Source organism: Hymenobacter aranciens (assembly GCF_030580865.1).
Taxonomy (GTDB): Bacteria; Bacteroidota; Bacteroidia; order Cytophagales; family Hymenobacteraceae; genus Hymenobacter; species Hymenobacter aranciens.
Map to the genome: position 1 here is coordinate 200,265 of NZ_JAUQSY010000005.1, position 26,960 is coordinate 227,224.

Consider the following 26,960-nt stretch of genomic DNA (forward strand, 5'->3'; position numbering starts at 1 on the left):
TGGCTTGCATCCCTGCGGCCATCTGTTGCGCCGACTAACCGGGCTGGAATCAGCGAAATCACGGTTAATTAGCGAAAATCAGTGATTTATGAAGATTCACAAAGAAGGACGACGCATTCTGTTCGTTACGCTGCTGGTGCTGATTGCGCTCAACCTGGCACTGTATTACTGGAACAAGGGCAACGACATCGTCAACTACCTGATAACGGGTGCTACGGTCATCATTTTCCTGCTGATACTGCAGTTTTTCCGCAGTCCGTTCCGGCATATGTTCACCCACGAAGACCTGCTGCTGGCTCCGGCCGATGGCAAAGTAGTAGTGATTGAAAAAGTACACGAGCCCGAGTATTTCGACGATGAGCGGATGCAAATCAGCATCTTCATGTCGCCCATCAACGTGCACGTGACGCGCAACCCGATTTCGGGCATTGTGAAATACTTCAAATATCACCCCGGCAACTACCTCGTGGCCTGGCACCCCAAAAGCAGCACGCTCAACGAGCGCACTACGGTGGTGGTAGAGTCGGATGCCGGCCCGCTGGTGCTCTTCCGGCAGATTGCCGGGGCCATGGCCCGTCGTATTGTGTGGTATGTAAATGAAGGCGACGAAGTGACCCAGGGCGAAGAGTTTGGCTTCATCAAGTTCGGCTCACGCGTCGATTTGTTTGTGCCGCTCGATACCGTGGTGAAAGTGGAAATGGGCCAGAAAGTGAAGGGCGGCGAAACCGTTATTTGCCAGCTGAAAGTCTGAACCACGGATTTTGTGAACGATTGAGAATTAAAAAGGCCACCCATTCGGGTGGCCTTTGTTTTTCCCTCATGCTACTGGAGTGGTTCACTAAATTTGTGGAATTCGGAAAATCCGGTGGCACTCGTAATTCATACCAGTAGGTGCGGCACGAACTCTGACAGGTTGGTAATCAGGCTGGCGTCGCGGCGAAAGCCGATGGCGCAGGCCTCGCCCGCCCAGAACACGCCAGCCTGGTAGCGGCGGCCCTGTGCGTCGGTGGGCAACTCGGCCCAGCGCTGGTAGAGCTGGGGTTGCTGGTCAAACTCGCCGGGAATTTCTGTAGCGGTGCGGCCATCGGGATGAATTTCGGCTACGTTCTGGCCTTCGCGGCCCAGCACCGGCTTGCGCACCTGGTGGCCGGGCAAGGGGTGCAGGCTGGCCTCCAGCAGCAGCGGGTGATGGGGAAATACCTGCCAGAGGTGCGCCAGCAGGCCCTTGCTCTGGAACAGCAGGCTGTAGGCCGGGTTGGCAATGACAACGTCGCGGGTGAGCAGCAGGTGACTGAGGTCGGCGGTGAGGTCGGGCTCTTCTTCGGCCAGAATCTCCCAGGGAACCAGCTTAAACAGGAAGTCGAATTTTTGCCACTGTTCGGGGCCGGTTGCTGCCCACACGCCCCGGTCTTCGCCCTGCATTGCTACGCGCATGTCATCGGCGGGGCAGATGTGCACCTGGCTGAAGCCCGCCGTGCGGGCCGCCTCGGCCAGCACGGCGCAGTTGGCCTCGTCCTCGGCACTGTCGGGCAGGTAAATCAGCAGCAGGCTGGGCTGGCGGTCGTTGTTGAGGCCACGCCAATGGCGAAACTGGTCTTCCAGGCACTCAAACAGCCCGTTGGCCTGGCGGCCTTCGGCCGACTGGCCGGCGGCTACCAGGCTGGCCCACTGCACCACGGCGGTTTCGGGCAGGCTGGTGGCAGTGTCGGCGTTGAATTCCAGAAGCTTGGGGCCTTCGGCCGTTAGGGCCAGGTCGAACCGGCCGTAGAGGTGCCAGTGCCGCTCGTCGTTCCAGGAGTGCCGCACGGCCTCCCACAAGTTGGTCGGAATGGCCAGCTGCCGGAGCAAATCGTCCGGAATCGGGTCGGGAATGGCCTGCACCAGCATGTCGTACAAGGTATCGGCCGCCTGCAGCAGCGTTTCGGCCTCGGCCTCGGCGAGTTGCACGGCTTCGCGGGCCACATAGTTCTGACAGGCGTCTTCCATTGTCCACTCCCAGCCCAGCGCCTGCACGGCGGGGAGTACGTCGCCGGTTAGTGGCAGGAGGTTTATCATAATCTGGTGTTTAAGGCGTTGGAAACGAGAGTAGGTGCAACTACAGAACGTTCTGCTGAACGTAGTGAAGCATCTCGCGAGGAGCTAGTAAACCTAATCGAAGGGAATTACTACTGCACGCGAGATGCTTCGCTGCGCTTTGCATGACGTTCTGTAGTTGGCGTTTACCCGCCAAAGCCCCGCGAACCGCCGCGGCTGCCGAAGCCGCTGCTACGCCCAGCCGGCGCGCTGCTGCGAAAGCTGGGCCGCGGGGCCGTGCGGACCGTAGAGCGGCTTTCCTGAATGCCCGCGTTGGGCGAAGGATTGGCGCGGGAAAAGCCCCGGCCGAAAAAGCCCCGGCCCTGGTTCTGACGCTCGTTGGCCACGTTGGCGCGCCAGCCCTGGTTTTGCTGCAGCAGGCCGGGGTTGGCGTAAACGCCAGGGTTAGGGGTGAGGAAGCGGCCGGCCATGTAGCCGATACCGCCCCACATCAGCACATCCATCATGCCGGTGCCGCCGGCCCGGTTTTCGGGGTTCACGCGGCTATAGTCCTGCATTTGCTTTTGGAGCGCCTGGCCCTGCAAGGTGTCAGTTTTGCCGTCGAAATGGTGCAGGATGGCGGCCACTTCTTCTTTGCCAGCGGGGCGCTCGGCGGTGATTTTCCACTGATTGGGCTGCACTTCCGTCATTTCGGTGATGACACCCTGGCTGTAGCTTTCGCCGCCCCATTCGCCACTAACGCCGTTGTTTTCCGAAGTGCTGTTGTCGTTGGAACAGGCGGGCAAGGCCAGGCCGAGGCTGGTAGCGGCGGCCAGCAGCAGCACGTTGCGGCGCCAGTCGCCGAGGGTATGGAAGTGCTTTTTCATGGCAAGGAACAGGGAGGAGAAACGAGTACGGAACTACAACACGCGGTAGCGATACAATAGTTGGCAGCTTGGCGTGAGGTAGCCACGCTGTTAGCCAGGAGGCGGGCTAAACGGACTGGTGCTCAGGGAACCAAGTGGACGCCAGCTGCATTAATTGCTCCAGCGCCGCCTGGTCGTCGGCGTCAAAGTCGTTGAGCTGGTCGCTGTCTACGTCGAGCACGCCCAGCACCTGGCCATCCTTGATAATCGGCACCACGATTTCCGATTTCGATTCGGAACTGCAGGCAATGTGGCCAGGAAACTGCTCCACATCGGGCACCAGCAGGGTTTGGGCCTGGGCCCAACTGCTGCCGCACACGCCTTTACCGCGCCGGATGCGGGTGCAGGCAATGGGGCCCTGGAAGGGGCCGAGTACCAGTTCCTCGCCTTTCACGAGGTAGAAGCCTACCCAGAAAAAGCCAAAAGACTGGCGTAGCGCGGCAGCGGTGTTGGCCAGGTTGGCGGTGAGGTCGGTTTCGCCGGCGGTGAGGGCTTCGATTTGGGGGAGTAGCTCGACGTAGCGGGCGGCTTTGGTAGTGGCGGTGAGGGCGAGGGTTTCGGCCATCAGAAAAGTAAAAAGGGTTAAAGAGCCAGCGGCTGGTTGAGGCCGGCGCCGGTGCTGCTGTGGCTAAACCGGTAGCTGGCGAAGTCGGTTTCGAGTAAAACGGGAAGCTGCTTGGGCGGGAGCTGCTGCAAGTGGCCTTGGTAGAAGCAAGGTAGCTGGCCGTTGGGCAGGTGGTCGAGGCAAGTCAGTACGAAATGTTTGGATAAGCCAGCCGAGAAATTGGCGTCGCAGGTGAGAGCGTAATTCAATAGCTCAACCGATAACGGGCCGGTACGAAAATTACCCTGGTGGTCATTTGGCTGATTGGTTTCAGCGGCGTTATTTACCAGGTTGATGGGGGCTTCCGGCGGAAAAGGGCCCGCGCCGTGGCGCGTGTGGTAGGCGCGGCTGACGTAGTAAATTTCAGGGTGGGCACCGAAGGCGGGAGTAGATTCCCGCAGCAAATCAAGGGCATTGGCCGAGGTTGTGCGGCTGCGCGTGACGTGCGGAAACAGCCCAAAATCCATGTCCAGCAGGATGCCCTGGGCACCTTCGAAAACGTAGGTCTGCCAGGGTGCATCGGAAGCAAATATTTCTTGAGTCCGCGTCAGTTGAATAAGCTGTTGCTGGTGTAAATCAGCGAGCTGGGTCGCATAACCGGCAAAGCGCTGGTCCTCGCCGTCGTGGTCGAACTGGTGAAAGTCGAAGCTGGTTTCGGCCTTGATTTTAGCTTCGTAATACATCCGGATTTGCCGCAGCTTGTAGGTGAAGACGGCCGGGAAACGCAAATCCTGCGCGTAGAGCCGCAAGGGCGTTTCCTGGTGCCGCGCCACGGTGGCCCCGAAGCCCACGCCGCAGCTGCCGTGGCGGGCGGTGCCACGTCCGGCTTCGAGGGCGCGGTTGTAGAGCACGTCGTAATGCGTCGTGACGGGGCAGAGGCCGTCCACCAGCAGCCGGGGATGCACACCCAGCGCCCGTAGCGCCGCATATTCGCGCAGCACTGAGGCCGGCGAAAACGTGCAGTAAGCCGACCAATAGGTAGGCACCCCGCGCAAAGTGCCCGCTCCGAAGCTGGAGAAAACGTGCCGCCGGCCATCTGCCAACACCACCGTGTGGCCCGCCTGATGGCCGCCGTTGAAGCGCACGACCAGCGGCTGCCGGCCGGCGGCCAGCGCCTGACCGCAGAGAAAATCCACGGTCAGGCCCTTGCCTTCATCGCCAAAGCCCAGGCCGAGTACAATCTGGGCTCGTTTATCGGGACTCACAATTTGAAAATACCGCCCAGGAAGCCACCGCTCTTTTTGGGCGTGGTAGTGAGGCCTTGCTTGACGTGTACCAGCGCATTTTCGACGCTGCTGGCAATGCCTTTGTCAAAGCAATTCAGGATGTCCTGCAATTCCACGCCGTGCACCAGGGCCACGGCCGAGGCAATGGTTTCGGCAATGGCGTTGTAGTCATTGAGGACGATGAGCCGCTCGCCGAGGATTTTTTTCCAGTAGCCCAGCACGTTCTTATCGTCGCGGTAGCTGCCTTCGTTGACGTGGATGTGGAAGACGTGGTAGCTGCGCTGGGCTTCTTCCAGCAGCTGCTTGTCGCTCAAGTCCTGGGCTTCGGGGTAGCCCATAATGGCCTGCAGAGCCTTACCTTGCAGCACGTCCCAGGCCGCCTCGTCGCCGATGGTGAAGAGGAAACCCTTCTGCCCGCGCTTCTCGAAGCAGTCGCAGGACGTGTGGCGGGCCGCAAACAGCCAGGCCAAGGTGTACGACTCCCGGTTTTGCCCACCGCCGTTGCCTTCCAGGAAAATCTCCGTCAGCCACTGGTCGAGCTCGGCCGTGCCGCTCTCGAACTGGCCCACCTGCAGCGGAAACTGGTCGGAATGATGGTCGCCGATGCCGCCGAACAGAATCTGCGGATGAGGCACGCCGTGGTCGATGAGCGTGTTCATGAGGGCGCCCAACTTCTCGCGCACCAAGATTTCGGGGATGCGGCCCATGCTGCCTGTTTCGTCCAGAAACACGCCGATGGCCAACGACTCGGGGTGAATGTCGGAGTCGCGGCTTTCGCGGAATTTCACGCCGTAGGGCAGCATTTTATTGCTGGCGCGGCCTGCGCGGTTGTTGGCAAAAATGTCGTCGGCGCTCGCGCCGGCGCGGCTGTCCTTGAGGTAATCAAACGCGTCGTCGGACCAGGTGCTGTAACCCATAGCGGTAAGGTTTGGTGAGGGGTGAGAGGAGTTGAGTAACAAAAGAACGTCATCCTGAGCGCAGCGAAAGGACCTCGCCCGCGCCGCCTGCAATAGTAATTTCTTCGTTTTACTGGTTGAAGTTACCACCTCAGAGAAGCGGGCGAGGTCCTTTCGCTGCGCTCAGGATGACGTTCTTTTTCATAATTCCAATGGATAAAAAACCGGCTTGCCGAACATCGTTTTCAACAGTGCCCGCCACTCCGTCAGCATTGCATACGCATTCTGCTGCGGCGCGATGAGAAAATTAATCAGCCGCTCGTCCACCGTTTTGCGCAGCTTCACGCCGTGGCCCGAGGGGTCGCCGAGCAGGTAAAGCGCCGTGCGCTGGGCCAGGCTGAGGTCGATGTACGCCGTGGCGCGCTTGTCGCGGAATACGGCTGGCGGGTACCAGTTCAGGTAGTTGCCCGAGACGGCCGTGAGTGGCCCACCCAGCGAGGTGAGGTGGTAAAATGACAGCGCCATGATGCCGTGCGTGCCCGGCACCAGGGCCAGCGACTCGGGGGTGAGCCCGGCGTGGCAGAAACCCTCCTGGTGCAGCCAAGCCACCAGCTCCAGCAGGCGGCTCAATACCCAGGCCACGTGCTCGGCGAGCAGCGTGAGGCCACTCAGTGGCACCAGGAATTCGGGGCCGCTGACGATGAGCGAGTCGTCTTCGCGGCGCAGCTCGGTAGGCAGGTAGCGGCGGAAGTGCTGGGCCGCGCCGCTGGAAAGCTGCGTTAGGCGGCGGTAGTTGTTGAGACTCTGCTGCAGCAGCGCCGGGTCGCCTTCGAAGCTAAAGGTCTGCTCATCGCGGCGGCGGAGCGGGCCGGCGTCGTCCGTCAGCTGGTCGAGGGCTTTGAGCTGGGCTACGTAGTCGTTCAGGCGGGCCACGGCATCGCTGGCGCCGGGCAGGTGGCACACGTCGGGGTGCAGCAGCTTGAGGTAGTTCAGGTACTGCTGCCGGTAGTGGCGGCGGCTGAGCAGGCCGGCCGGCGAAGTCGAATTCAGCAGGGCCGTGAGCAGGGTAGGGGCATCCATGCGCGCAGAAGGTTAAGCATTCACGTACCAATACAGCTTATCCGGCCCGACGGTCTGCACTTCGCGCAGATTATTAAGCCCGACAACCGGCGCCGCGATGCCCTGCCCCAGCTTCAAGGGCGACTTAAAGATGCGGATTTCATCCCACAGCCCGGCGTTAATCAGCGCGTTGAGCACCGTGGGACCGCCCTCCACCAGCACCGACTGCACCGATTGCTGCCGCAAGTCCTGCAGCACCTGGGGCAGCAGGTCGTCGGCTTCGGAGAGGGTGACGTGGGCGAGGTTTTCGGCATTTGGGCGCTCGCGGTAGGTGTAGAGGCGGGTGGGCTGCGAGCGGTCGAGCACGTTGTGCGTGGGTGGGAGGCTCAGGTTTTTGTCGATGACCACGCGCAGGGGCTGGGGGCCAGGCCAGTCGCGCACGTTCAGGCGGGGGTTGTCGTGCAAGGCGGTGCGGGTACCCACCAGGATGGCCGCTTCCTCGGCCCGCCACTGATGGGTGAGCAGCCCGGCCTGCTCGCCGCTGATTTGCACCTGCTGGTAGTAGCGCCCAGCCAGGAAACCGTCGGCCGTTTCGGCCCATTTCAGCACCAGGTAGGGCCGTTTTTTTTCGTGAAACGTGAAAAAGCGCCGGTTCAGCCAGCGGCCTTCTGCGGCCAGCAGGCCGGTTTCAACGCGCACGCCAGCCGCCTGGAGCTTGTCGATGCCGCGCCCAGCCACCAGCGGAAAGGGGTCGTCGTTGCAAATCACCACTTCGGGCACGCCCTTGGCAATGAGCAGGTCGGCGCAGGGAGGAGTTTTGCCGTGGTGCGCGCAGGGCTCCAGCGTCACGTACACGCGGCTGTGTTTCAGCAGCTCCTGATTGTCGACGCTGGCCAGGGCATTCACCTCGGCGTGGGGGCCGCCGTACTGCCGGTGCCAGCCTTCGCCGATGATGCGGCCTTCGTGGGTCACTACGCAGCCTACCAATGGGTTGGGCCGGGTGTAGCCGCTGCCCAGGCGCGCCAAATCGAGGGCGCGGCGCATGAATAACGAGTCGTTTTCCATGCTGCAAGGTACGGGGGAACGCTGTGGTCGGGCGAATCTCGCGTGCGGGTTCGTTCGGTCACTCGTGTTTGGTGTTTGGTGTTTGGTGTTTGGTGTTTGGTGTTTGGTGTTTGGTGTTTGGTGTTTGGTGTTTGGGTATATTTATCTGAATACCCAATACCCAATACCCAATACCCAATACCCAATACCCAATACCCAATACCCAATACCCAATACCCAATACCCAATACCAAAGTAGTCGGACGAACCGCTGAGCGGAATTCGCCCGACTACTCAACCGGTACTTTTGTAACCATGACCGTTCGTGAATTCACCGCCGAGCTGGCCGCTGCCCTCACCGCCCTCTACCCGCTGCCGGAGGCCGAAGCCATTGCCGCCCTCGTGGCCGAGCACCGCCTGGGTTTCGACGCCCTGCAGCGGCGCATGCAGGCCGCCGCGCCCGTGCCGCCCGCCCTGGCCGCCGAGCTGCCCACTCTGCGCACCCGCCTGCTAACCTACGAGCCGGTGCAGTACGTGCTGGGCACGGCCCACTTCGCTGGCATGGAGCTGGAGGTGACGCCCGCAACCCTCATCCCACGTCCCGAAACCGAGGAACTCGTGCGCCTTATCGAAGACGAGCAGCGGGGCCGCCCCGGCTTGCGCGTGCTCGACGTGGGCACCGGCTCGGGCTGCCTGGCGCTGGCGCTGGCCCGCGCCCTGTCCCGCGCCGAGGTGCGGGCCGTGGATATCTCGGCGGAGGCTCTGGCAGTGGCCCGGCGCAATGCCGCCCGCTACGCGCCGGGCGTTGTCTTCCAGCAGCTTGATATTCTAAATGAGCTGCCAGCCATCGAGCCCGGTACGCTGGACGTGCTGGTGAGCAACCCGCCCTACGTGCGCGACAGCGAGCGGCGGCTGATGCGTGAAAACGTGCTGGCCTGGGAGCCTGCGACGGCCCTGTTTGTGCCCGATGCGGACCCGCTGCTTTTCTACCGGCGCATCGGGCTGCTGGGGCGGCAGCTGCTGAAACCCAAGGCTATGCTGTATTTCGAAATCAACGAGGCCTTTGAGGCGGAAACGGTGGAGCTGTTGCAGGGACAGGGCTACGGGGCGGTGCAAGGCGTGGCCGACATGTTTGAACGGCCGCGCATGGTGCGGGCTACGGCGCCGGAGCAGAATTATAGATAAGCTGGTGACAGTCAGAATAATTTTTAATCAAATTCTAATGTCTATTTCAGCAGGTTAAATTAGTTGTTTGTCGGTAGAAATTGGCAGTTCGTCGGGACGGGATGCAGGTAAAACTGGGAATAAGCAAAAAAAATGAGTCAAGGATTGCTGAAAATTCAGTAAAAACTTTACTTTTGCATGTTCTGAGTTTCACTTCACCCTTCACCTTAAGCTGCTATGGAAAAGAACTTTACTCTCTTTGAAATTTGGGCATTAGCTACCGTAGGTCGGCCGTTGCTGGCAGGGCTGGTGCTATTAGTCGGGCTTGCCGGGGCACCACTACCGTTGCGGGCGCAAGCATGCACTATCACGGTGAGTGACAACGGGACTATCATCCCTATCATCAACACCGCCGGCACGGTTATCTGCATAACGGCCAACAACTACACCCGCGACATTACCATTAACGCGGCCAACTGCACCATTAATTTCAGCGGTAACACTTACAGCGGGAGCCTGAGTGTGACCAGTAATGGAGCCGGCTGCACTATCAACAACAACAGTGGCAGCACCATCAGCAGCAGCGGCAACTCGATTGCGGCCGCCACGACCATCAATAACAACAGCGGAGCCAGCTGGACGGGTAATTTCTATAGTGGAGTAGCCACTGGCTGCACTATCAACAATGCGGGCAGTTGGGCGCCAAGCGGACAGCAGTTCACCCCCCTGAACGGCATCACCATCAATAACACCGGAGCCTGGAATGCCATCTGCTACGGGGTATCGGGCAACCCGGTAACGATAACTAATTCGGGCGTCTGGTCGAATCAGCTGGGTGGCATTTCTACCAATCTGACGCTCACGAACAACGCCGGCGCCACCTGGTCGCAACCCTTAGCCGGGAGTGGCGCAGGCAACTTCACCCTGACCAACAACGGCACCTGGACCGGCAACCTTACGTTCCCTGCGGGCACCAACACGTTCAGCAACCGCGCCGGGGCCACCGCTACCATTGCTACCACGGCCTTTGCCGGCACCACCACCATCAGCAACGGCAGCAATGGTGGCACGCCTACTCTCACTTTCAGCAGTGGCATCACGCCCACGGCCGCTACCACCATCGTCAATTATGCGGGCACGGTAAATACCAATTCGGGTATCACCAGCGCCGGTACCATCGACAACCGGGCTACCTGGAATGCCAGCTCGTTCGCCAGCAGCGGCAGCGTCACTAACTCCAGCACGGGCACCATCCGGCCTACGGCTTCGTACACCAATAGTGGCAGCACTACCAACAACGGGTATATTAACCTGACTGCCAGCGGTGCCACTTACACCAATAGCGGCAGCACCAACAACAACGGGACGATAACCGCAGCCGCCAGCTACACCAACAGTGGCGGCACAACCACTAATGCCGCCAGCCGCAGCATCACGGCCAGTACCTACTCCATCAGCGGCGGCACCTTCACCAACAATGGCACCGCCACGGCCAATACTTCGTTTGCCAATGCCGGCGGCACCGTGAATAACAACGTCGGCGGCACCATCGCCACGCCTACTTATACCAATCAGGGCACCACCACCAACAGCGGCACGCTGAACCCCACGGGCGACTTTGTTAACAGCTCGGGTACCGGTAACGTTGTCACCATCAATTCGGCCATTAACCCCGGCGGTAGCTACACCAACCGCGGCATCACTCACAACAATGGCTCCATTCAGGCCGGCACCTTCGTGCTGAATGAAAACTCGGGTGCTACCGTAAACAACAACGCCGGAGCCACCATCACTACCAGCACATACTTCCTGAACCGGGCCATATTGGTTAATAATTCGACCATCACGGTGGGCTCGTATTTCACCGCCGAAAGCTCGGGCACCATCACCAATGGCAGCAGTGGCGTGCTGGTGGTGAACACTGATTTCACCAATAACAGCCCCTTCACCAACAACGGGCGCATCTACCAGATTTCGCCGAGCAGCCTGTTCCGGCACCTCAATGGCGCCACCTTCACTAATGCAGGCTACGTCGAGATAGGCGGGAATTTCACCAACGAAGGCAACGTCAACGGCGCCCCCAGCGGGCCCACCGGGGCCTTCCGGGTGGCGGGCGTGAGCACCAACACGGGCTGGACCTTCGGTAACTCGGGGGCGCTGGATTTTTGTGATACCACGCCGGGCGGCGCACCGGCGGGCTTCAACTCGAACAGCGGCGGTATCGGCGGTGCCGTGACGGCCTGCACCGTTATGCCCCGCCCGCTGCCCGTGGAGCTGACGCGCTTCAGCGCCACCGTCGCCAACGGCCGCGTACTGCTGAGCTGGGCCACGGCGTCGGAGAAAAACAACCGCCACTTTCTGATTGAGCGTAGCGCCGACGGCCGTGAGTTCACGGCCATTGCCAAAGTGCAGGGCCAGGGCACCACGGCCCGCGCCACCAGCTACAAGGCCACCGACGAGCAGCCCCTCAAAGGCCTGAGCTACTACCGCCTGCAACAGGTGGATGCCGACGACAAGGCCAGCTTTTCGCCGGTAGCGGCCGTGCAAATAAGCACCGGGCGCGCCATCGAGCTGGCCCTCTATCCTAACCCCGTCGCTAGCCAAACCCAGCTCGACCTGAGCTCCTGGCCCAGCGGCGCCGCCACCGTGCAGGTGATGGCCGTGAGCGGCAAAGTAGCCCTGACCATGCTGGCTCACAGCGGCGAAAAACAGGCCCTCGACCTGCACGCCCTGCCCAGCGGCGCCTACCTGCTCACGGTGCGCTCGGCCGGCCAGCAGCGCACGCAGCGCCTGCTGAAGCTATAGCAGTCTCTGACAACAAAAGCAGTAGGGCCACGACCGACGTACGGTCGTGGCCCTACTGCTTTTAGCAATGCCTGGTTCGATTAACGCCCGGGCTTGCGGCTGAAGGCCGCCAGCGCCTGCTCAAATTCCCGGGGATTCTCGAAGAAGGCGTAGTGCCCGCCGGGCAGCAGCACCACCTGCTGCTTCGGAAAGCGGAAAGCCTGGTGGTGCGTCGGGCCGGTCACGTTGTCGTGCTGGCCGGCCAGCACCAGCACGGGCATGGTCAGCTGCGCCGAAACGGCGGTGAAGTCCTGCAGGTAGCCATCAATCACGCCGGGCTGGTAGAGCGACGCGGCAAAGTCGTGGTTGACCTTCTGAGCGGGTCGGAAGCGGCTGAGCCGGGCGGCGGCCGAGTCGTCGGCAAACATCAGCTTGTTCAGCAAGTGCTGCTGGTTGAGCAGCGCCGACACCATGCCAAAGCGCTGCGGCAGCGGTGCATTAGCATCAAGCGGCGGGCGGGTGGCGGCGGGCAGCAGCGCGTAGCCGGTCGTGGCAAAGCTCTCCATGCTAGCCGGCAGGTTGAGAATGCTGTTGGCCAGCACGAGGCTTTCCACCCGCTGCGGGTACTTGCTGGCGTAGGCCGTGGCGATGAGGCCGCCGAAAGAGTGCGAAAGCAGCGTCCAGCGCTCTAGGTGTAGCTGCTGGCGCACCTCCTCCAGGTCCTGCACCACGCGGTCGTGGCCGTAGGCCTTGGCGGCCGAGCTGCCCGAGCGGCCGCTGCCGCGCTGGTCGAGGTAAATCATCTGAAACTGCCGCTCTAGCATCGGCCCGGCCAGCGCTTCGATGGCTTCGCTGCCCGCGCCGGGGCCGCCGTGCACCAGCAGGCAGGGCCGCCCCTGGCCCGCCACCCGCACGAATAGCTCGACGCCATCGGAGGTTTTGAGGCGGGAAACGCCGGTGGGCAATCCAGCGGCCTGGGCCACAAGGCTATTCATTACCAGCAGTGTGAGAAACAGGAAGCGCAGTAGCGCGGGGCAGGGGAGGGAGGTCGTTTTCATGCTTCAAAGCTAGAAGGCGACCTGCGCGGCTATGCGCGAAAACTGACTGAAGCGGCATCAGCAGCGGCTGAAGCGTCGAAAAAGTCCGAAGAATACTGAGGACTCAGTTGAAAATCGGCTGTCATGCTTTATCTGGCGTCCCGAAGGAAGCATCCTCTCGCACCCGAATAAAATCGTGATGGCGTGAGAGGATGCTTCCTTCGGGACGCCAGATAAAGCATGACAGTCGGGCTCTTACAGATTCTGCAGCACAAAATCCGTCATCTGCCGGTAGAGGTGCAGGCGCGTGTTGCCGCCATAAATGCCGTGGTTGCGGTTGGGGTAGTACAGCGTCTGGTAGCTCTTGTCGGCTTTGATAAGCGCATCGACCCAGGCAATGGAGTTCTGGAAATGCACGTTGTCGTCGCCGGTGCCGTGCACGAGCAGGTACTTGCCTTTGAGCTGCTTGGCGAATTGCACGGGCGAGTTGTCATCGTAGCCACCGGGGTTTTCCTGCGGCGTTTTCAGAAACCGCTCGGTGTACACGGTGTCGTAGTAGCGCCAGTTCGTGACGGGCGCCACCGAGATGCCCATCTTGAACAAATCGGCGTTCTTGGTCATGGCCAGGGCCGTCATGTAGCCGCCGAAGCTCCAGCCCCAGATGCCGATGCGGCTTTTATCGACGTAGGGCAGCGTGGCAAGATACTTGGCGCCCTCGCCCTGGTCGATGGTTTCGAGCTTGCCGAGGTTGGCGTAGGTGCTTTTCTTGAAGGCTGCGCCGCGGGCGCCGGTGCCGCGGCCGTCCACGCTCACCACGATGTAGCCATTTTGGGCCAGTAGTTGGTGCCAGAGGTAGTTGGTGAAAGCCGTGCCGCCGCCCGCGTCGTCCTTCACCGTTTGCGAGCCCGGGCCGCCGTACACGTGCATCAGCACCGGGTATTTCTTGTTGGCGTCGAAGTTGGCCGGCTTAATCATCCAGCCGTTGAGCTGGGTGCCGTCGCTGGTTTTGAAGCTGATGAACTCGTGGCTGCCGAGGGTGTACTGGCTGAGCGTATGGCGTAGCTTGGCATTGTCTTCCAGGGTTTTTACCAGTTTGCCCGTGCGGCCGTCGCGCAGGCTCACCACCTGCGGCTGGCCGGCCTGGCTGTGGTAGTTGAGGTAGTAGCGGCAGTCGGGTGCGAGGTTAATCACATCAGTGCCCACGCCCGCCTCACCCAGCCGCTCGGCGTTGCCGCCGCTCAGCTTGGCGCGGTAGAGGTGGCGCTGCATGGGCGCTTCCTGGGTGCTGGTGAAATACACCAGGCCATTCTTCGCGTCCACCCGGGCTACGTCGCTCACTTCCCAGCTGCCTTTGGTGAGCTGCCGCACTTCTTTGCCGCTCATATCGTGCAGGTAAAGGTGGCGGTAGCCGTCCTTCTCGCTGGCGAAGATGAACTGCTTGCCACCCGGCAGGTAGTACAAATCGTCGTCGGTCACTTCCACGTAGGCCTTGTCGGTATCGGTCAGGGCCACGCTGGTTTTGCCGGTTGTCACGTCGCCGTGCAGGATTTCCAGCTTGTTCTGCAGCCGGTTCATGCGGCGGATACTGAGCAGGTTGGGTGTCTGCGTCCACGTCACGCGGGGAATGTACTGGTCGGCCACCGGGCCCACATCCATTTTGGTGGTGCGGGTGCTGGCCACGTCGTAGCTGCTGATGCTCACGACCGAATTTTTCTCGCCCGCTTTGGGGTATTTGTAGCGGTAATCCTCGGGGTAGAGTTTGCCCCATTCCTGCATATTATACTCCGGTACCTGGCTTTCATCGAAGGAATAAAAGGCAATTTGCCGCGAGTCGGGCGACCAGAAAAAGGCCTGCGCAAACTCAAATTCTTCCTCATATACCCAGTCGCAGGAGCCGTGAATGAGCTGGTTGCGCACGCCCGTAGTCGTCACCGCCGTCTCTTTCATCGTGCCGAGGTCTACCAAGTACACGTTGTTGTCGCGCACAAAGGCCACGCGCTTGCCATCGGGCGAGAAGGTGGCGTAGCTCTGCTTGCCGCCCGCACTCAGGGCCGTCAGCTTCCTGGTGCTGCGGTCAAACACGTAGTAGCTGGCCCGCGAGCTGCGCCGGTAAATTGGCTCGGTGTCGGTGGTAAACAGCACCTTCTGCTCGTCGGCGTTGAAGGAGTAGCCATCTACGGCCAGCGGCCGGGCGCCGCCGGGCAGCTGCAGGGCGCTGGCGGTTACCAGCGTGGCGGCGGCCTTGCCGGTGGTGGCCTCGTGCTGCACCAGGCTGCCCTCGTCGAGGCTGGCGTAGTAGCGGCCGTCCTTCATCCAGTCGAAGCCCGGCACCGTGGCGGCCCGAAAGGTAGGCTTAGCCCAGATGTCTTCCAGGGTCAGGGCTTGTTTTTGCTGAGCAAAAACGGCGGTGGGAGCTAAGCCCGGCAGCAGGGCCGGGCCATTGGCCGCCAGTAGGGCAGCCAGAATAAAAGAACGAACGTGCATGAACAATGGAAAGCCGATTGGAACGTTAAAGGTAACAAGCCTGCTTCGGGCGTTGCACGCGACCCCTGGTTATCTTTGCTGTATGCGCTTTCGACTGTTATTTCTACTGCTGCCCCTGCTGGCGGCCTGCGCCAAAGAGCCCGGCCCGGTCCGCTTCGATTTTGTGGGTGCCACCGGCCTCACGTCCAGCGACCGGAGCGTGAGCGCCGGCGACACGCTCATCACCCGCGCTTACGTCACCGGCGACAACTTGCTGAAGCACCTGCGTATCACCGTCACGTACGAGCCGCAGCCCAACCCCGTGGTGTACCCCGACGTCCTCACGTCCTACGACCCCAGCACAAACCCCAGCTCGCCCGAAATCCTGTACCTGGATTCGACGCTGGCTACCAACCAATACGATTTCGGCTTCCGCAACCGCTTTGGGGTGCGCACCACCTCCGGCGTCGAAAACTGGCGCTATACCGTCACCGACGCCAGCGGCAACAGCACCACCCGCGGCTACCGCATCGTGGTGCGCAAGGCCGACTCGGCCGCCGTGCTGCACAACTACACCATGTTTGCCCGCCTCAGCGAGCGCGGCGCGCAGGCCCGGCCGTTTCTGCAGCTGCAGGCGGGCCTGCTGCTGCCGCGCTTCGCCCTCCGCCCCCAGCCCGGCATTCAAGGCAACCCGGACCTGATTTACAACAACCAGCGAGTAATCGACGCCGTGCTTGTGCGCCGTGGCAGCGGCGTGCGGTTTGTGTCGCCGAGCTCCGATTCGCTCCGCGCCTCTACCGACAACTGGGCCCGCGCCCGCCGCAAGAGAACCGTGTTCACGCACATCGCCATCACCAACGCCGCCTTCAACAACCTCAATACGGTGGCCTCGCTGCGGGCCGCGTTCGTCGGTGGCAGCGCTGCCTCGCCCGATTCACTTTTTACCCGCCCACTGGTAAAACCGCCCGTGGTAACCACTTCCGACCCCACGCCCAACACTACCAGCAGCGCCATTGCCTTCCGCACCGAAGACTTAACTACCAAAGAGCGGAAATACGGAGTGCTGTTCGTCAGCGACGTGACGGAGACGCCCTACCCGGGCATCAGGTACACCGTGCGGATGCAGAAGTAACCGGTGCCCCAACCTAAAAGCGGCGACCCCTGTATAGGGGTCGCCGCTTTTAGGTTGATGACAGAACTAGTGGGGGGTTCCCTAGAACGTAAAGCCCGCCGTTATATTCGTAGTGAAGCGGCTGTTGTTAACCGTTATCGCTGGTTCCTGCCCTTGACTCAAGGTATAAGGCGAATACAACTGGTCGAACGTGGTATATACGCCTGCTACATCCAGGAAAAAGCTGTTCTGACGTAAGCCCGCACCCGCTGTGTAAAACTTCTGGCTACGGTCGATGCTGCCATTGCGGTAGGGGTCGCCGTACTGCGCATACCCCGCCCGGAGGCGGAAAACGTCAAAGCGCAGTTCGCCGCCAAAGCGCAGATTTATAGCGTTCTGATAATCAGATTTGATAGTCCTGTTTTCTGCCGAAAAAGAATAAGTGGTGCCATTGGCTTGCTCGGGTGTATCGTGGTAGCGGGCCTGGTCGTAACCAACATATTCAATGTCACCTGTCAGAAAGCCAACCTTGCCAATCGTCAGCGCTATTCCGCCATTAGCGCGAAAAGGCGTCACAATAGCATAGTCATAAGCCGCCGGAACGGCACTGGTCGTGGCTCCTTTAGTAGAGCTGGCAGAAGACTGTGTAACATAATCCTCAACTACAATAGTAGATGCAAAATACGTTTCCAGAGTTTGATTGAAGGTATTGGAAAGGCTGATGTACGTAGGCGTCTGAACGGAAGCGCCAACACGTAAGAAATCACTCATCCGGTAGATGATACCCAGCCGCAGGTTGATACCGGTGGCGGTGGTGCGCTCGTTTTCCAGTAGCCTTAGGCTCTTAAAAGCGCTGGTATCGGCCGAGTTACTTCCCTCCTCGTAAGTTCGCGTCACGCGGTTGTTTGCCGACACGATACCCAAGCCACCGCCGATGTACAACCGGTCGCGGTAGCTGGCCCCATAACCCAGGTCAAACTGCGAAAGCGACCCCGCTCGGGTAATCGTTTCGCGTTGTGGCACGGCCAGGGTCGGGTTGCGCCGCAAGCCCCGCGTGATATTCAGTGTTGATAAATCAGGTGAAAAATTAGTCAGAAAAGTGCTGTAAGCCAAGCCATCCAGACTGGTATATTCGCTGCCGTTATTGTAGCTGTTCAAGGCCTGGTCATAGATGTCGTCCAGCGCAGACTCATAATCCGTTGAGCCATTTGTGTTGCGCGGCTCGCGCAGTCGCTGAAACAGCGACGCGTTGTCAGCTACTGTTCCTTCGTACGAGAAAGCGGTATTGTAATCGGCTAACCGGCTAAATCCCAGTGCAAAGCTTCCACCGCGCCAGTCGTTTGCATCATCATCGGTACGCCGCCGGGCCAGCACCAGGCCCGCGCTGGCAATGTGAAAGCTGTTCTTGGTTTGGTTTACCGTGGTGCCAGTTCCGCTGGCATCAGCCTGCCCAAATCCCAGGCCCGGGGCAAAGTGTATTTCCGATTTCTGGTACAGCCCCAGCCCGGCCGGGTTGCTCGTCAGGTTGCCGAAGTCGGCTCCCAGCGCCACATTGGCGCCCGCAATGCCCTGCGTACGGGCTGGCCCCCCAAACTGCAACTGCGAATACCGGCTGGCTTCGCCTACAAAATCCTGCGCCCGGGCGCTCAGTCCGGCCCCCAGCAGCAGGGGCAAAGCCAGTCGAAAAGAAAGGGTTTTCATAAAAAAAAAGGCAAAAAAGAGCCGGCCGTAGGGCCGGCTCCGAAAAAATCAGCATATCAAACCAGAAAACGATTAGCGGCCCCGACGGCCTCCACCGCCACCGCCACCACCACCGAAGCTTCCGCCTCCGCTACCCGACGACGGCTGCGAGTAAGAGCGCGAAGGCTGCGACGGCTGGCTGTACGTGGGCTGCTCGTAGCTGCGGGCGCGGGTTTCCGAGCGCTGCGGCTGCGGGGCCGGCTGGCTTTCGCCGCTGCTACCGAAAAAGCCCCCGCGCCGGGGGCGTGTCGTTTCGCCCTGGGGCATCACCTGCGGCTGGGCCTGGGGCTGCGCGGCTGGCTGGTCGGCTAGCTGTGCAGCGCCCTGATTGCCCCAGCCGCTGCGGGTGCGGCCGGTGTTGGCGTCGGCAGGTTGCGCATTCATGCCATCCACGTAGGTGGGGCGCACATTGGGGACGGTTTCGGGGCGGGTTTCGCCATAAGTGCGCCCACCACCAGTAGTGGCGGGGCGTATGCCGCCTGTTGTAGCAGGAGTGCCCGTCACCACACCATTATCGCGCGTACCACTAACGGCGCGGCCGGTGCGGCCCGGGTTAACACTCCCCGTAAGGGAATTATTGTAGGCCCGGCCACCAGTAGGGGTGCTGGGCGCGCTAACCGGTGTGCCTGCCGGACGGCCACCGGTAGCCCCGCGGCCAGTTCTGTCGGGCTGCCCGGTAGTAGGAGTGGTAGTGCCCCCAGCCATCCGGCGGCCAGTCGTCACGTTGCCGCCCCGACCACCCCGCGGCCCCACAAGCACCGTGCGGCCACCGCCGCCGTAGCCACCGCCACCCGTGTAAATCACGTCGCGGTAGCCGCCCCCGTAGTAGCCACCACCGTAGTAGTTAGCGCCATAGTAGCCACCGCCACCGTAGTACCCGCCATAGAAGGGACCACCGTAGTAGTACGGATTGTAGCCGCCGTAGCCCCAGGGCGAGCCGTAGCCGCCATAGCCAAATCCGCCGTAGCCCCAGGGCCGGCCAAAGCCGATGCTGATGCTCACGCCCGAACCATAGCCGTAGTACGGGCTATAGTAGGGATTATAAAACGGGTCGGCCCACACGGTACTGTAACCGTAGGGCGAGTAGAGGTAGGGCGAGGGAGCAATGACCGTGTAAGGGGCATAAGCTACGGGAGCGTAGTTGGTTACGCCCGGCGTGTAATAGTCGTAGTTCGGCACACCATTCGGATACACCTTGCTGGTGGAGTAGCCGGCATTGCTGTCGTCGTAATACTGGTCGTTGCCGGCCGACTGGTTGCTGGCGCTGCCGTTGTAGTCGGGGTTGGTGGCCTCGTCGGCGGCGGCGGGTGCCGGGGTGGCAGGCGCCGAGCTGCCGGAGGAGTAAGGCTGGTTATAGGCTTGTTGGGCGGGGCGCGCCACGGCGGTCGTGCGGTCCTTGGAGGAGTAATACACCCCGTCGTCTTCCGACGTGGCGATGGCCCCGGTACCGGCGCAGCCGCTCAGTGCGAGCAGGCCCAGCGCGGGCAGGATGGCGGTGAGGGAATTTTTCATGGCTGAATGACGAGTAGGGGTAGGCTGGCAGGATGTAAAATAACAACCCCAACCGCGAAAGAATGATTAAATCGGCGTGAAATTCAGCGCGTAATTCAACTTTCTCTTAAAACGGTAAAAAGCGGCTGCGGTTTAATAACGTAATTTCGCCCCGAAACGGTGCCCCGTGTTCAGTTCAAGTTCTGTTCAAAAGCCGTACCAGCCGGGCCGACCAATTTCGATTATTTCTAAGATGCCTGTTATGAGCAAAAAGTTGCCTACCCGCCAGGAAGATTATTCGCTCTGGTACAATGAATTGGTGAAGCGCGCCGGATTGGCCGAAAATTCGGCCGTGCGCGGCTGCATGGTCATCAAGCCCTACGGCTACGCCATTTGGGAGAAAATGCAGCGCACCCTGGACGACATGTTCAAGCGCACCGGCCACGAAAACGCCTACTTTCCGCTGTTCGTACCCAAAAGTTTGTTCGAAGCCGAGGAAAAGAACGCCGAGGGCTTTGCCAAAGAGTGCGCCGTGGTAACCCACTACCGCCTGCAGAACGACCCCGACCGGCCGGGCAAGCTGCGCGTCGACCCACAAGCCAAACTGGAAGAGGAATTGATTGTACGCCCCACTTCCGAAGCCATCATCTGGAGCACCTACAAGAACTGGGTGCAGAGCTACCGCGACCTGCCGCTGCTCATCAACCAGTGGGCCAACGTGGTGCGCTGGGAAATGCGTACCCGCCTGTTTCTGCGCACGGCCGAGTTTCTGTGGCAGGAGGGCCACACCGCCCATGCTACCGCCGCCGAAGCCGTGGCCGAAACCCGGCAGATGCTCGACGTGTACGCCGAGTTTGCCGAGGAGCACCTAGCCCTGCCGGTGGTGAAGGGCGTGAAAACTGCCAACGAGCGTTTTGCCGGCGCCGAGGATACCTATTGCATCGAAGCGTTGATGCAGGATGGCAAGGCGTTACAGGCCGGCACCAGCCACTTCCTAGGGCAGAACTTCGCCAAGGCATTCGATGTGACGTTTGCCAACAAGGAAGGCGGCCTGGAGCACGTATGGGGCACGAGCTGGGGCGTGAGCACCCGCCTGATGGGGGCGCTGGTGATGGCGCACTCCGACGACGAAGGCCTGGTGCTGCCGCCCAAGCTGGCGCCTATTCAGGTAGTTATCGTGCCCATCTACAAAACCGGCGAGCTCGACGCCCTGCTGGAGCGCATCAAGCCCATTCAGATGGGCCTCATTCAGCGCGGCATTTCGGTGAAGGTGGACAGCCGCGACACCGAGCGGCCGGGCTTCAAGTTTGCCGAGTGGGAAATGAAGGGTGTGCCCGTGCGCCTAGCCATCGGCGCCCGCGACCTCGACAATGGCACCGTGGAAGTGGCCCGCCGCGATACCAAGGAGAAAATGAGCTTGCCCCTGGCCGACATCGTCGCCAGCGTCGACCAACTGCTGACCGACATTCAGGCTAACATCTACGAGCGCGCCAAGGCCTTCCGTGCCGAGCGCACCACCCGTGTGGATAGCTACGAGGAGTTCAAGCAAGTGCTCGACGGTAAGGCTGGCTTCGTGCTGGCGCACTACGACGGTACGTCCGAAACGGAGGAGCGCATCAAGGAAGAAACCAAGGCTACGGTGCGCTGCCTGGCGCTGAATGAGCCCGACGAAGAAGGTATCTGCATGGTGACGGGTAAGCCCAGTCCGCGCCGCGCTTACTTTGCCCGCGCTTACTAAAAGCCGGCTACCCGAAGCAGAAAATTAATTAGGCTTACGCCCCGCTCCCGGCTACTTTTGTATGGCCGGGGCGGGGCGTTTTTTAAATCCTTTCTCTTTCTACCTGAAAATGATACGAATCCTATTGACTTTGGCGCTGGGTCTCAGCTTGTCAGCTGCTTATGCCCAAACGGGCACTACCATGGTGGTGCCGCGCACGGCTATTGGTCAATTGGAAGACCTGATGGAGGTCACCAAGAAGGCTGCAGCCAAGCCCAAGAGCAATAGTAAATTGCCTGCCGAAGCAAACCCCGAGCTCAATCGGTATCTGGTAATTGCGGCCGACGATTTTGTGCGGGTGACCCGCGAAACGCCCACCCGCGAAGCCTACCTGGCTGCCATCGACAAAGGCCTGGGACGGCTGACTACGCTGGCAACCAGCAAGGAACTGCGCCAACAAGTGGCTGATTATTACCTCGACCTGATTGAAATCGTGGGCCTGGATAGCTCGGACGGCAAGCTCGATACCTTCGTGGCGCAGGCCGGCATCAAATAGGAGTTCAGCAGGCCAGCGACACCTGCAGACCGGCTTTCACTCGCAACGCCTGCTGCAGGTGCCGCTGCTGATGCACCACTACAAACTCCAGCGCCTCGCCCAAACGCAGCTTCAGCAGCCGGAAAAATTCGACGGGCACGGCCTTGCGGTTGAGGTCGGCGGCGTGGGCGCGGGCCAGCAGGTCCAGCAGCGCGGTTTGGTGGGCCAGAAACTCGTTGAGCACCTCACGGCCCAGGCGGCTGCCACTGGGGTTCATATGCTTGAGGGTAGTGTGCTTTTTGCGGTTGTCGGGGCGCATCATATTCACCGATTTGCGGCCCAGCCAGCTGTAGCCGACGGGCTGGTCGGCAATGCTGCTGGCCTGCGTCAATGCTTTCGATAGCTGTGGGTTGTAGTAGCGGCTGTAGCGGTTGAGGTGCTCCAGGCATTCGAGAATGCTCCAGCTGCCGGGGGCCGGCTGGTGGTTGAGCAGGGCGAGGTCGAGCGGCTCAAATTCGGCTTGCGCGGTAGCACGGAGCTGCTGGGTGGCGGTTTGCAGGGCGATGAGAAAAGCGGTATGGTTCATGGTGTTGTTTTTTTTGACAAAGGTCCGGCGGGCGTTTGGCCAAAACCTTGACGCCAATCAATATTTACCGCAGTCGGCTCAGCGTCTCTGGCGTCATGCGCAGGTAAGACGCCAGGTACTTTTTGGGCACGTGCTGGAAGATGCCGGGGTTGCGCGCCCGCAGCCGCGCCAGCCGGTGCGCGGGCTCGGGCAGCAACAAATCAATCTCGTGCTCCATTCGTCCTACCAGGGCTTTTTCCAACTCGAAGCGCCAGAAGCGGGCCAGCGCCGGGCTGTGCTCCAGCAAGTCCTGAAACTCGCGCCGGCTGATGGCAATCAGTCCGCTCTGCCGCAGCGCCTGAATGGCGTACTCCGACGGCTGCCCGGCCACGAACGAGGGAAACGAGCAAATGAGCGTATTGCCGTGCCCGAAGCCCACGCAGATTTCTTCGTCGCCGCTGGGGTAGAAAATGCGCAGCAGTCCGTGGTGAATGAAGTACAGGTACTGCTCGGTCTGCCCCGGCTGCACCAGAAAATCACCGCGCTTCAAGGCCACGGTTTTTGTCCAACAGGCCACGAAATCTTCGATTTCGGTGGCGGGTAGGTAGGGCACCCGGCTTAGCAAAGCGGTGAGCAGAGTACGGGCCGGGGTGGCAAAATCGGCAGCAGCAGGCATGACGAAACAACTGATTTAAGATGCGTAAATTAGGGCAAACGACCCGCACCCACGCTGGCCCCGGCCGCCGTGGCACCGCAAATGTGCCGCCCGCCGCGTACCTTTTCCACCTCAAATTTTCTTTGTGCTATGACCTGGCTTACCATTGTCTTGCTGTTGCTCTTCGGGCTGCTGTTTCTGGCGGCCGAAGTGGTGTTCATTCCCGGTACTACCATCGTCGGGCTCATCGGTTTTGCCCTGCTGGTGGCGGGCGTGTGGCTCGGCTACCGCGACCTGGGTACGCCCATCGGGCACTACGCCCTGCTGAGTACAGCAGCCCTGGCGGGGCTGATTTTGTACATCGGCCTGCGACCTAAAAACCTGGCGAAAGTAGCACTCAACGAGGTGAATAATGCTTCCGTACACGACGTGCGCCGTCCCGACGTGCTGCCCGGCAGCGTGGGCCGCACCCTTTCGGCCTTGCGCCCGGCCGGTACCGTGCTGTTCGATGAGGAGCAGCGCCGCGAGGTCGTCACCCGGGGCGAGTTTGTGGCGGCGGGCACGGCCGTGCGGGTGCTCGGCATCGAGCAAAACCGCATTGTGGTGGAAGTTGCCTAAGTAGAAAAAGCGCCAGCATGACGTTCTGAGTGGTGTCTTTCATCGCCGACTAACAATATCCCCACTACCTTGCGCCCATGAATTCGCTCCTCTTTCCCATCATCGTCGGCGCCGTGGTGCTGCTGGTGTTTCTGTACTTTTTCCCCATCAGCTTGTGGATAACGGCTATTTTCTCCGGGGTGAAGGTCAGTTTGTTTCAGCTGGCGTTTATGCGGGTGCGCAAGGTGCCGCCCTCCCTCATCGTCAACTCGCTGATAACCTCCACCAAAGCGGGCCTGAACCTGACGGCCAACGAACTGGAAACCCACTACCTGGCGGGTGGCAACGTGCCCACCGTTATCAAGGCGCTGATTTCGGCCGACAAGGCCAATATTCCGCTCGACTTCCGGCAGGCGACGGCAATAGATTTGGCCGGGCGTAATGTGTTCGAAGCTGTCACGACCAGTGTTAACCCGAAGGTAATCACCACGCCCAACGTGGCCGCCGTGGCGCAGGATGGCATTCAGCTCATCGTTATTGCCCGCGTCACGGTGCGGGCCAACATCACCCAGCTCGTGGGCGGCGCGGGCGAAGAAACCATTCTGGCCCGGGTGGGCGAAGGCATCGTGACGAGCATCGGCTCGTCGCTGTCGCACAAGGAGGTGCTCGAAAACCCCGACAAGATTTCCAAGCTCGTGCTGCACAAGGGGCTGGACGCCGGCACAGCCTTCGAAATCCTGTCTATCGACATCGCCGACATTGACATCGGCGAAAACATCGGCGCCAAGCTGCAGACCGACCAGGCCAGCGCCGACCTGCGCGTGGCCGAGGCCCGCGCCGAAGAGCGCCGCGCCATGGCCGTGGCCATGGAGCAGGAATACCGCGCTAAAACCCAGGAAGCCAAAGCCCGCGTAGTCGAAGCAGAAGCCGAAATCCCCCGCGCCATTGCTGAGGCTTTCCGCAACGGCAACCTCGGGGTGATGGATTACTACAAGATGCGCAACGTGCAGGCCGATACCGAAATGCGCGACTCCATTGCCAACCCCGGCGGCAACGGGCCGGGCAGCACCAAGCCCGGCCGTGAGGAAGGACGGCAGTCGTAGGATAAGTTAAAAGTTGAGAGTTAAAAGTGAAAACCCTGATGCTTGCTTAGCGTCAGGGTTTTCACTTTTAACTCTCAACTTTTAACTTATTTCTTGGTAATCGTGAATTCCACGCGGCGGTTGAGCGCCCGGGTATCTTCTTTGTCGTTGCTGGCCACGGGTTTGGTATCGCCAAAGCCCTCGGTGGTGATGCGGGCGCTGCTGATGCCGTGGCTGCTGAGGTACTTCTTCACCTCGTTCACGCGGTCGAGGCTGAGCTTGAGGTTCAGGGTGGGGTCGCCCTGGTTGTCGGTGTGGCCCGAGAGCTTGATTTCCACCGTCGGGTATTCTTTCAGAATGCGGATGAGGCGGGCCAGCTCGGGGTAGGAATTGGTGCGCAGGTAGTATTTGCTTTGCTGGAAGAAAATGTTATTCAGCTTGATAGTCTGGCCGACGGCGAAGGGTACCAGAAACAAATCCTGGGTTTGCTCGGTGTATTTGTCGCGGGCCGTCACGTCGAGGTTGGCGTTTTCAGCGATGTAGTTTTTGGCCTCGGCGCGGTAGCCGTACTGCACCCCGCTGGGCAGTACGATAGTATAGGAGCCGTCGGTCGGGTCGGTTTCCGTCACGCCGATTTCCTCGCCCGTCAGCAGGTTTTCGTAGTGAATAATGGCCTTGATGGGCTTTTTGGTCACGGCATCGAGCACCTGGCCGCGCACTAGCGTTACCACTTCGGGCTTGAAGGCCGGCGAGAGGGCAATGCGGAAAATGTCCTTCGAATTGTCGGTGCCATTGCGCGACGATACCAAATAGGCGTCGTCGCCGGCGGCCGAGAGGGTGAAGTAGGCGTCGAAGTCGGGCGAATTCACCACCGAGCCCAGGTTGCGGGGTGGGCTCCAGTTGGTCCAGGTATCGTCGAGGCGCTTGGAGTAGAAGATGTCGGATTTGCCGTAGCCGCCGCGTCCTTCGGTGGCGAAGTACAGCGTCTTCTCATCGGCCGCCAGAAAGGGGGCGAAGTCGGCCTTTTTGGTGTTTACGTTGGGGCCCAGATTTTTGGGGCGCGTCCAGCTCACGGTGCTGCCGGGCTGCAGAAAGCTCACGTACAAATCCTGCCCGCCCTGGCCGTCGGTGCGCTCCACGGCCATCAGCAGGGCCTTGCCCGAGGTAGCCAGGAAGCAGTCGATGTGGTCGGGGTCGTTATTGTAGAAGTCGTCGATTTCCAGCTTCACCGGCACCGACCAGCCGCTTTTCTGCTTCTTGCTCAGGCTGAAGCCTTTTGGTTCTATCGCGCCGCCGGGCAGGTACACGCCCGTCAGGATAGCCGAGCCGCCGCTGGCCGTCACCGAGGCCAGGCCGTTGGGGTCGTCGGGGGTATTGATGGGAGCGTTGATATTTTTGGCCGGGCCCCAGGTTTTGGCCTTCGAGTTTTGCAGGGTCGAGTACCACACGTCCTGCGGGTCGCGGGCGCCGCCCACGTTGCCGGGGTGGTCCTGCCGGGCAAAGAACAGTGTGCGGCCATCGGGCGAGATAACCGGGTGCGTATCCACGTAGCGCGAGTTCACGTTGGGCCCCAGGTTCACCAGCGCCGAGTCGAACTTCACGGCCGCCGCATCGTCGCCTTTGGGGCCGGTAAAGTCTTTCGACACCACCACCGCCTGCACGTTGGAAATAGCAATGGCATCAATCTGGTTGATGCCTTCTACCTTAGCCGTATTCATCGTCACTATCGCACCGATGGCGCGGTAGGTAGTGGCGTCAAACTTCACTTCCAGTGTGCGGTAGGTTTCGGGCAGCGGGCCGGGATTATCGTTTTTATACACCTCGTGCTTGCCGCCGCGGGTATCCACCAGCTCGATTTTGGTGATGGCGCCAGGGTTAAAGTTCTCCACCACCGTCACCTGCTGGGCCTGCAGCGAGCGGGCAAAGCGCACCTCGATGAATTCGTTGGGGCCTTCCTTCTTGGGAATCCAGGCGTCGTTGCTGATTTGGCCCAGTGGCAGGGCGTTGGGCTTGCCCAGCACCTGGTCGGGCGAAAAGGCTTCTTTGCCCGCCGCTTTCTGCGACGAAACGGCGGTGACTTTGGCGGCCCAGTACACATTCTGGGCCCGGGCCGACGAAGCCAGGCCGAGCGTCAGCGCCAGTAGCGCCCCGGCGGGTAGAAAACGGGAAAGCAGAGAATTTTGCATAGTAAAGAGCAGAAAGGGGGCGCCCTATGGTCGGGCTTCGCCTGGGCAAAAGTAGCTGAAAGCCC

At 60.8% G+C, this 26,960-nt stretch carries 22 protein-coding genes; 8 read left to right on the plus strand and 14 right to left on the minus strand.

Going from position 1 to position 26,960, the window contains the following annotated elements; all coding sequences use genetic code 11:
* Positions 1-88: 88 nt before the first annotated feature.
* Positions 89-751 (plus strand): phosphatidylserine decarboxylase family protein, encoded by a 663-nt coding sequence (locus tag Q5H93_RS08930; protein ID WP_305006171.1) that lies wholly within the window; start codon positions 89-91, stop codon positions 749-751.
* 128 nt (positions 752-879) lie between these two features.
* On the opposite strand, the gene Q5H93_RS08935 is transcribed toward Q5H93_RS08930, so the two are convergent.
* From Q5H93_RS08935 to ribD, 7 genes are all read right to left on the minus strand, one after another.
* Complete coding sequence (locus Q5H93_RS08935) at positions 880-2,055, minus strand: glutathionylspermidine synthase family protein (protein ID WP_305006172.1); 1,176 nt, start codon at positions 2,053-2,055, stop codon at positions 880-882.
* A gap of 164 nt (positions 2,056-2,219) precedes the next feature.
* A complete protein-coding gene (locus tag Q5H93_RS08940) occupies positions 2,220-2,900 on the minus strand; it encodes a Cj0371 family chemotaxis-regulating polar lipoprotein (protein WP_305006173.1) in 681 nt (226 codons plus the stop codon).
* A gap of 106 nt (positions 2,901-3,006) precedes the next feature.
* Positions 3,007-3,504 (minus strand): free L-methionine (R)-S-oxide reductase MsrC, encoded by a 498-nt coding sequence (gene msrC, locus Q5H93_RS08945; RefSeq protein WP_305006174.1) that lies wholly within the window; start codon positions 3,502-3,504, stop codon positions 3,007-3,009.
* A gap of 17 nt (positions 3,505-3,521) precedes the next feature.
* The gene (locus tag Q5H93_RS08950) at positions 3,522-4,748 is read right to left on the minus strand and encodes an adenylosuccinate synthetase (protein WP_305006175.1); all 1,227 of its coding nucleotides are present in this window, start codon (positions 4,746-4,748) and stop codon (positions 3,522-3,524) included.
* Positions 4,745-5,686, minus strand: a complete 942-nt coding sequence (locus Q5H93_RS08955; RefSeq protein WP_305006176.1) for a hypothetical protein — start codon at positions 5,684-5,686, stop codon at positions 4,745-4,747. The genes Q5H93_RS08950 and Q5H93_RS08955 overlap by 4 nt, the downstream gene beginning before the upstream one ends.
* Positions 5,687-5,866: 180 nt before the next feature.
* Positions 5,867-6,745: a hypothetical protein gene (locus Q5H93_RS08960; RefSeq protein ID WP_305006177.1), complete on the minus strand. Its 879-nt coding sequence runs from the start codon at positions 6,743-6,745 to the stop codon at positions 5,867-5,869.
* Between the two features lie 12 nt (positions 6,746-6,757).
* Positions 6,758-7,789, minus strand: a complete 1,032-nt coding sequence (ribD, locus tag Q5H93_RS08965) for a bifunctional diaminohydroxyphosphoribosylaminopyrimidine deaminase/5-amino-6-(5-phosphoribosylamino)uracil reductase RibD (RefSeq protein ID WP_305006178.1) — start codon at positions 7,787-7,789, stop codon at positions 6,758-6,760.
* A gap of 294 nt (positions 7,790-8,083) precedes the next feature.
* Between ribD and prmC the strand changes: the two genes are divergently transcribed.
* Together prmC and Q5H93_RS08975 are read left to right on the plus strand one after the other, a co-directional pair.
* Entirely contained in the window at positions 8,084-8,953 is an 870-nt protein-coding gene (gene prmC / locus Q5H93_RS08970; RefSeq protein ID WP_305006179.1) for a peptide chain release factor N(5)-glutamine methyltransferase, read from the plus strand.
* A 216-nt stretch (positions 8,954-9,169) separates the two neighbouring features.
* Positions 9,170-11,737, plus strand: coding sequence for a T9SS type A sorting domain-containing protein (locus tag Q5H93_RS08975; RefSeq protein ID WP_305006180.1), 2,568 nt, complete (start codon positions 9,170-9,172; stop codon positions 11,735-11,737).
* 80 nt (positions 11,738-11,817) lie between these two features.
* Here the strand turns inward: Q5H93_RS08975 and Q5H93_RS08980 are convergent, their stop codons facing one another.
* Complete coding sequence (locus Q5H93_RS08980) at positions 11,818-12,774, minus strand: alpha/beta fold hydrolase (protein WP_305006181.1); 957 nt, start codon at positions 12,772-12,774, stop codon at positions 11,818-11,820.
* Between the two features lie 234 nt (positions 12,775-13,008).
* Positions 13,009-15,237 (minus strand): S9 family peptidase, encoded by a 2,229-nt coding sequence (locus tag Q5H93_RS08985; RefSeq protein WP_305006182.1) that lies wholly within the window; start codon positions 15,235-15,237, stop codon positions 13,009-13,011.
* Positions 15,238-15,319: 82 nt separating this feature from the next.
* On the opposite strand from Q5H93_RS08985, the gene Q5H93_RS08990 reads away from it, so the two are divergent.
* On the plus strand, positions 15,320-16,348 hold the full coding sequence (locus Q5H93_RS08990) for a hypothetical protein (RefSeq protein WP_305006183.1): 1,029 nt from the start codon (positions 15,320-15,322) through the stop codon (positions 16,346-16,348).
* 81 nt (positions 16,349-16,429) lie between these two features.
* Here the strand turns inward: Q5H93_RS08990 and Q5H93_RS08995 are convergent, their stop codons facing one another.
* Together Q5H93_RS08995 and Q5H93_RS09000 are read right to left on the minus strand one after the other, a co-directional pair.
* Positions 16,430-18,028 (minus strand): hypothetical protein, encoded by a 1,599-nt coding sequence (locus Q5H93_RS08995; protein ID WP_305006184.1) that lies wholly within the window; start codon positions 18,026-18,028, stop codon positions 16,430-16,432.
* Positions 18,029-18,100: 72 nt separating this feature from the next.
* Complete coding sequence (locus tag Q5H93_RS09000) at positions 18,101-19,579, minus strand: hypothetical protein (protein WP_305006185.1); 1,479 nt, start codon at positions 19,577-19,579, stop codon at positions 18,101-18,103.
* A gap of 241 nt (positions 19,580-19,820) precedes the next feature.
* On the opposite strand from Q5H93_RS09000, the gene proS reads away from it, so the two are divergent.
* Positions 19,821-21,296, plus strand: coding sequence for a proline--tRNA ligase (proS, locus tag Q5H93_RS09005; RefSeq protein WP_305006186.1), 1,476 nt, complete (start codon positions 19,821-19,823; stop codon positions 21,294-21,296).
* 109 nt (positions 21,297-21,405) lie between these two features.
* Positions 21,406-21,831 (plus strand): DUF4844 domain-containing protein, encoded by a 426-nt coding sequence (locus Q5H93_RS09010; RefSeq protein WP_305006187.1) that lies wholly within the window; start codon positions 21,406-21,408, stop codon positions 21,829-21,831.
* Positions 21,832-21,835: 4 nt separating this feature from the next.
* Here Q5H93_RS09010 and Q5H93_RS09015 read toward each other — a convergent pair whose 3' ends face one another.
* Both Q5H93_RS09015 and Q5H93_RS09020 read right to left on the minus strand, forming a co-directional pair.
* A complete protein-coding gene (locus Q5H93_RS09015) occupies positions 21,836-22,396 on the minus strand; it encodes a DinB family protein (RefSeq protein ID WP_305006188.1) in 561 nt (186 codons plus the stop codon).
* A gap of 64 nt (positions 22,397-22,460) precedes the next feature.
* Positions 22,461-23,051 (minus strand): Crp/Fnr family transcriptional regulator, encoded by a 591-nt coding sequence (locus tag Q5H93_RS09020; protein ID WP_305006189.1) that lies wholly within the window; start codon positions 23,049-23,051, stop codon positions 22,461-22,463.
* Between the two features lie 81 nt (positions 23,052-23,132).
* Between Q5H93_RS09020 and Q5H93_RS09025 the strand changes: the two genes are divergently transcribed.
* The gene (locus Q5H93_RS09025; protein WP_501991641.1) at positions 23,133-23,648 is read left to right on the plus strand and encodes an NfeD family protein; all 516 of its coding nucleotides are present in this window, start codon (positions 23,133-23,135) and stop codon (positions 23,646-23,648) included.
* A gap of 77 nt (positions 23,649-23,725) precedes the next feature.
* Positions 23,726-24,730, plus strand: a complete 1,005-nt coding sequence (floA, locus tag Q5H93_RS09030) for a flotillin-like protein FloA (RefSeq protein WP_305006191.1) — start codon at positions 23,726-23,728, stop codon at positions 24,728-24,730.
* Between the two features lie 86 nt (positions 24,731-24,816).
* Here floA and Q5H93_RS09035 read toward each other — a convergent pair whose 3' ends face one another.
* Complete coding sequence (locus tag Q5H93_RS09035; RefSeq protein ID WP_305006192.1) at positions 24,817-26,895, minus strand: OmpA family protein; 2,079 nt, start codon at positions 26,893-26,895, stop codon at positions 24,817-24,819.
* Positions 26,896-26,960: the final 65 nt, after the last annotated feature.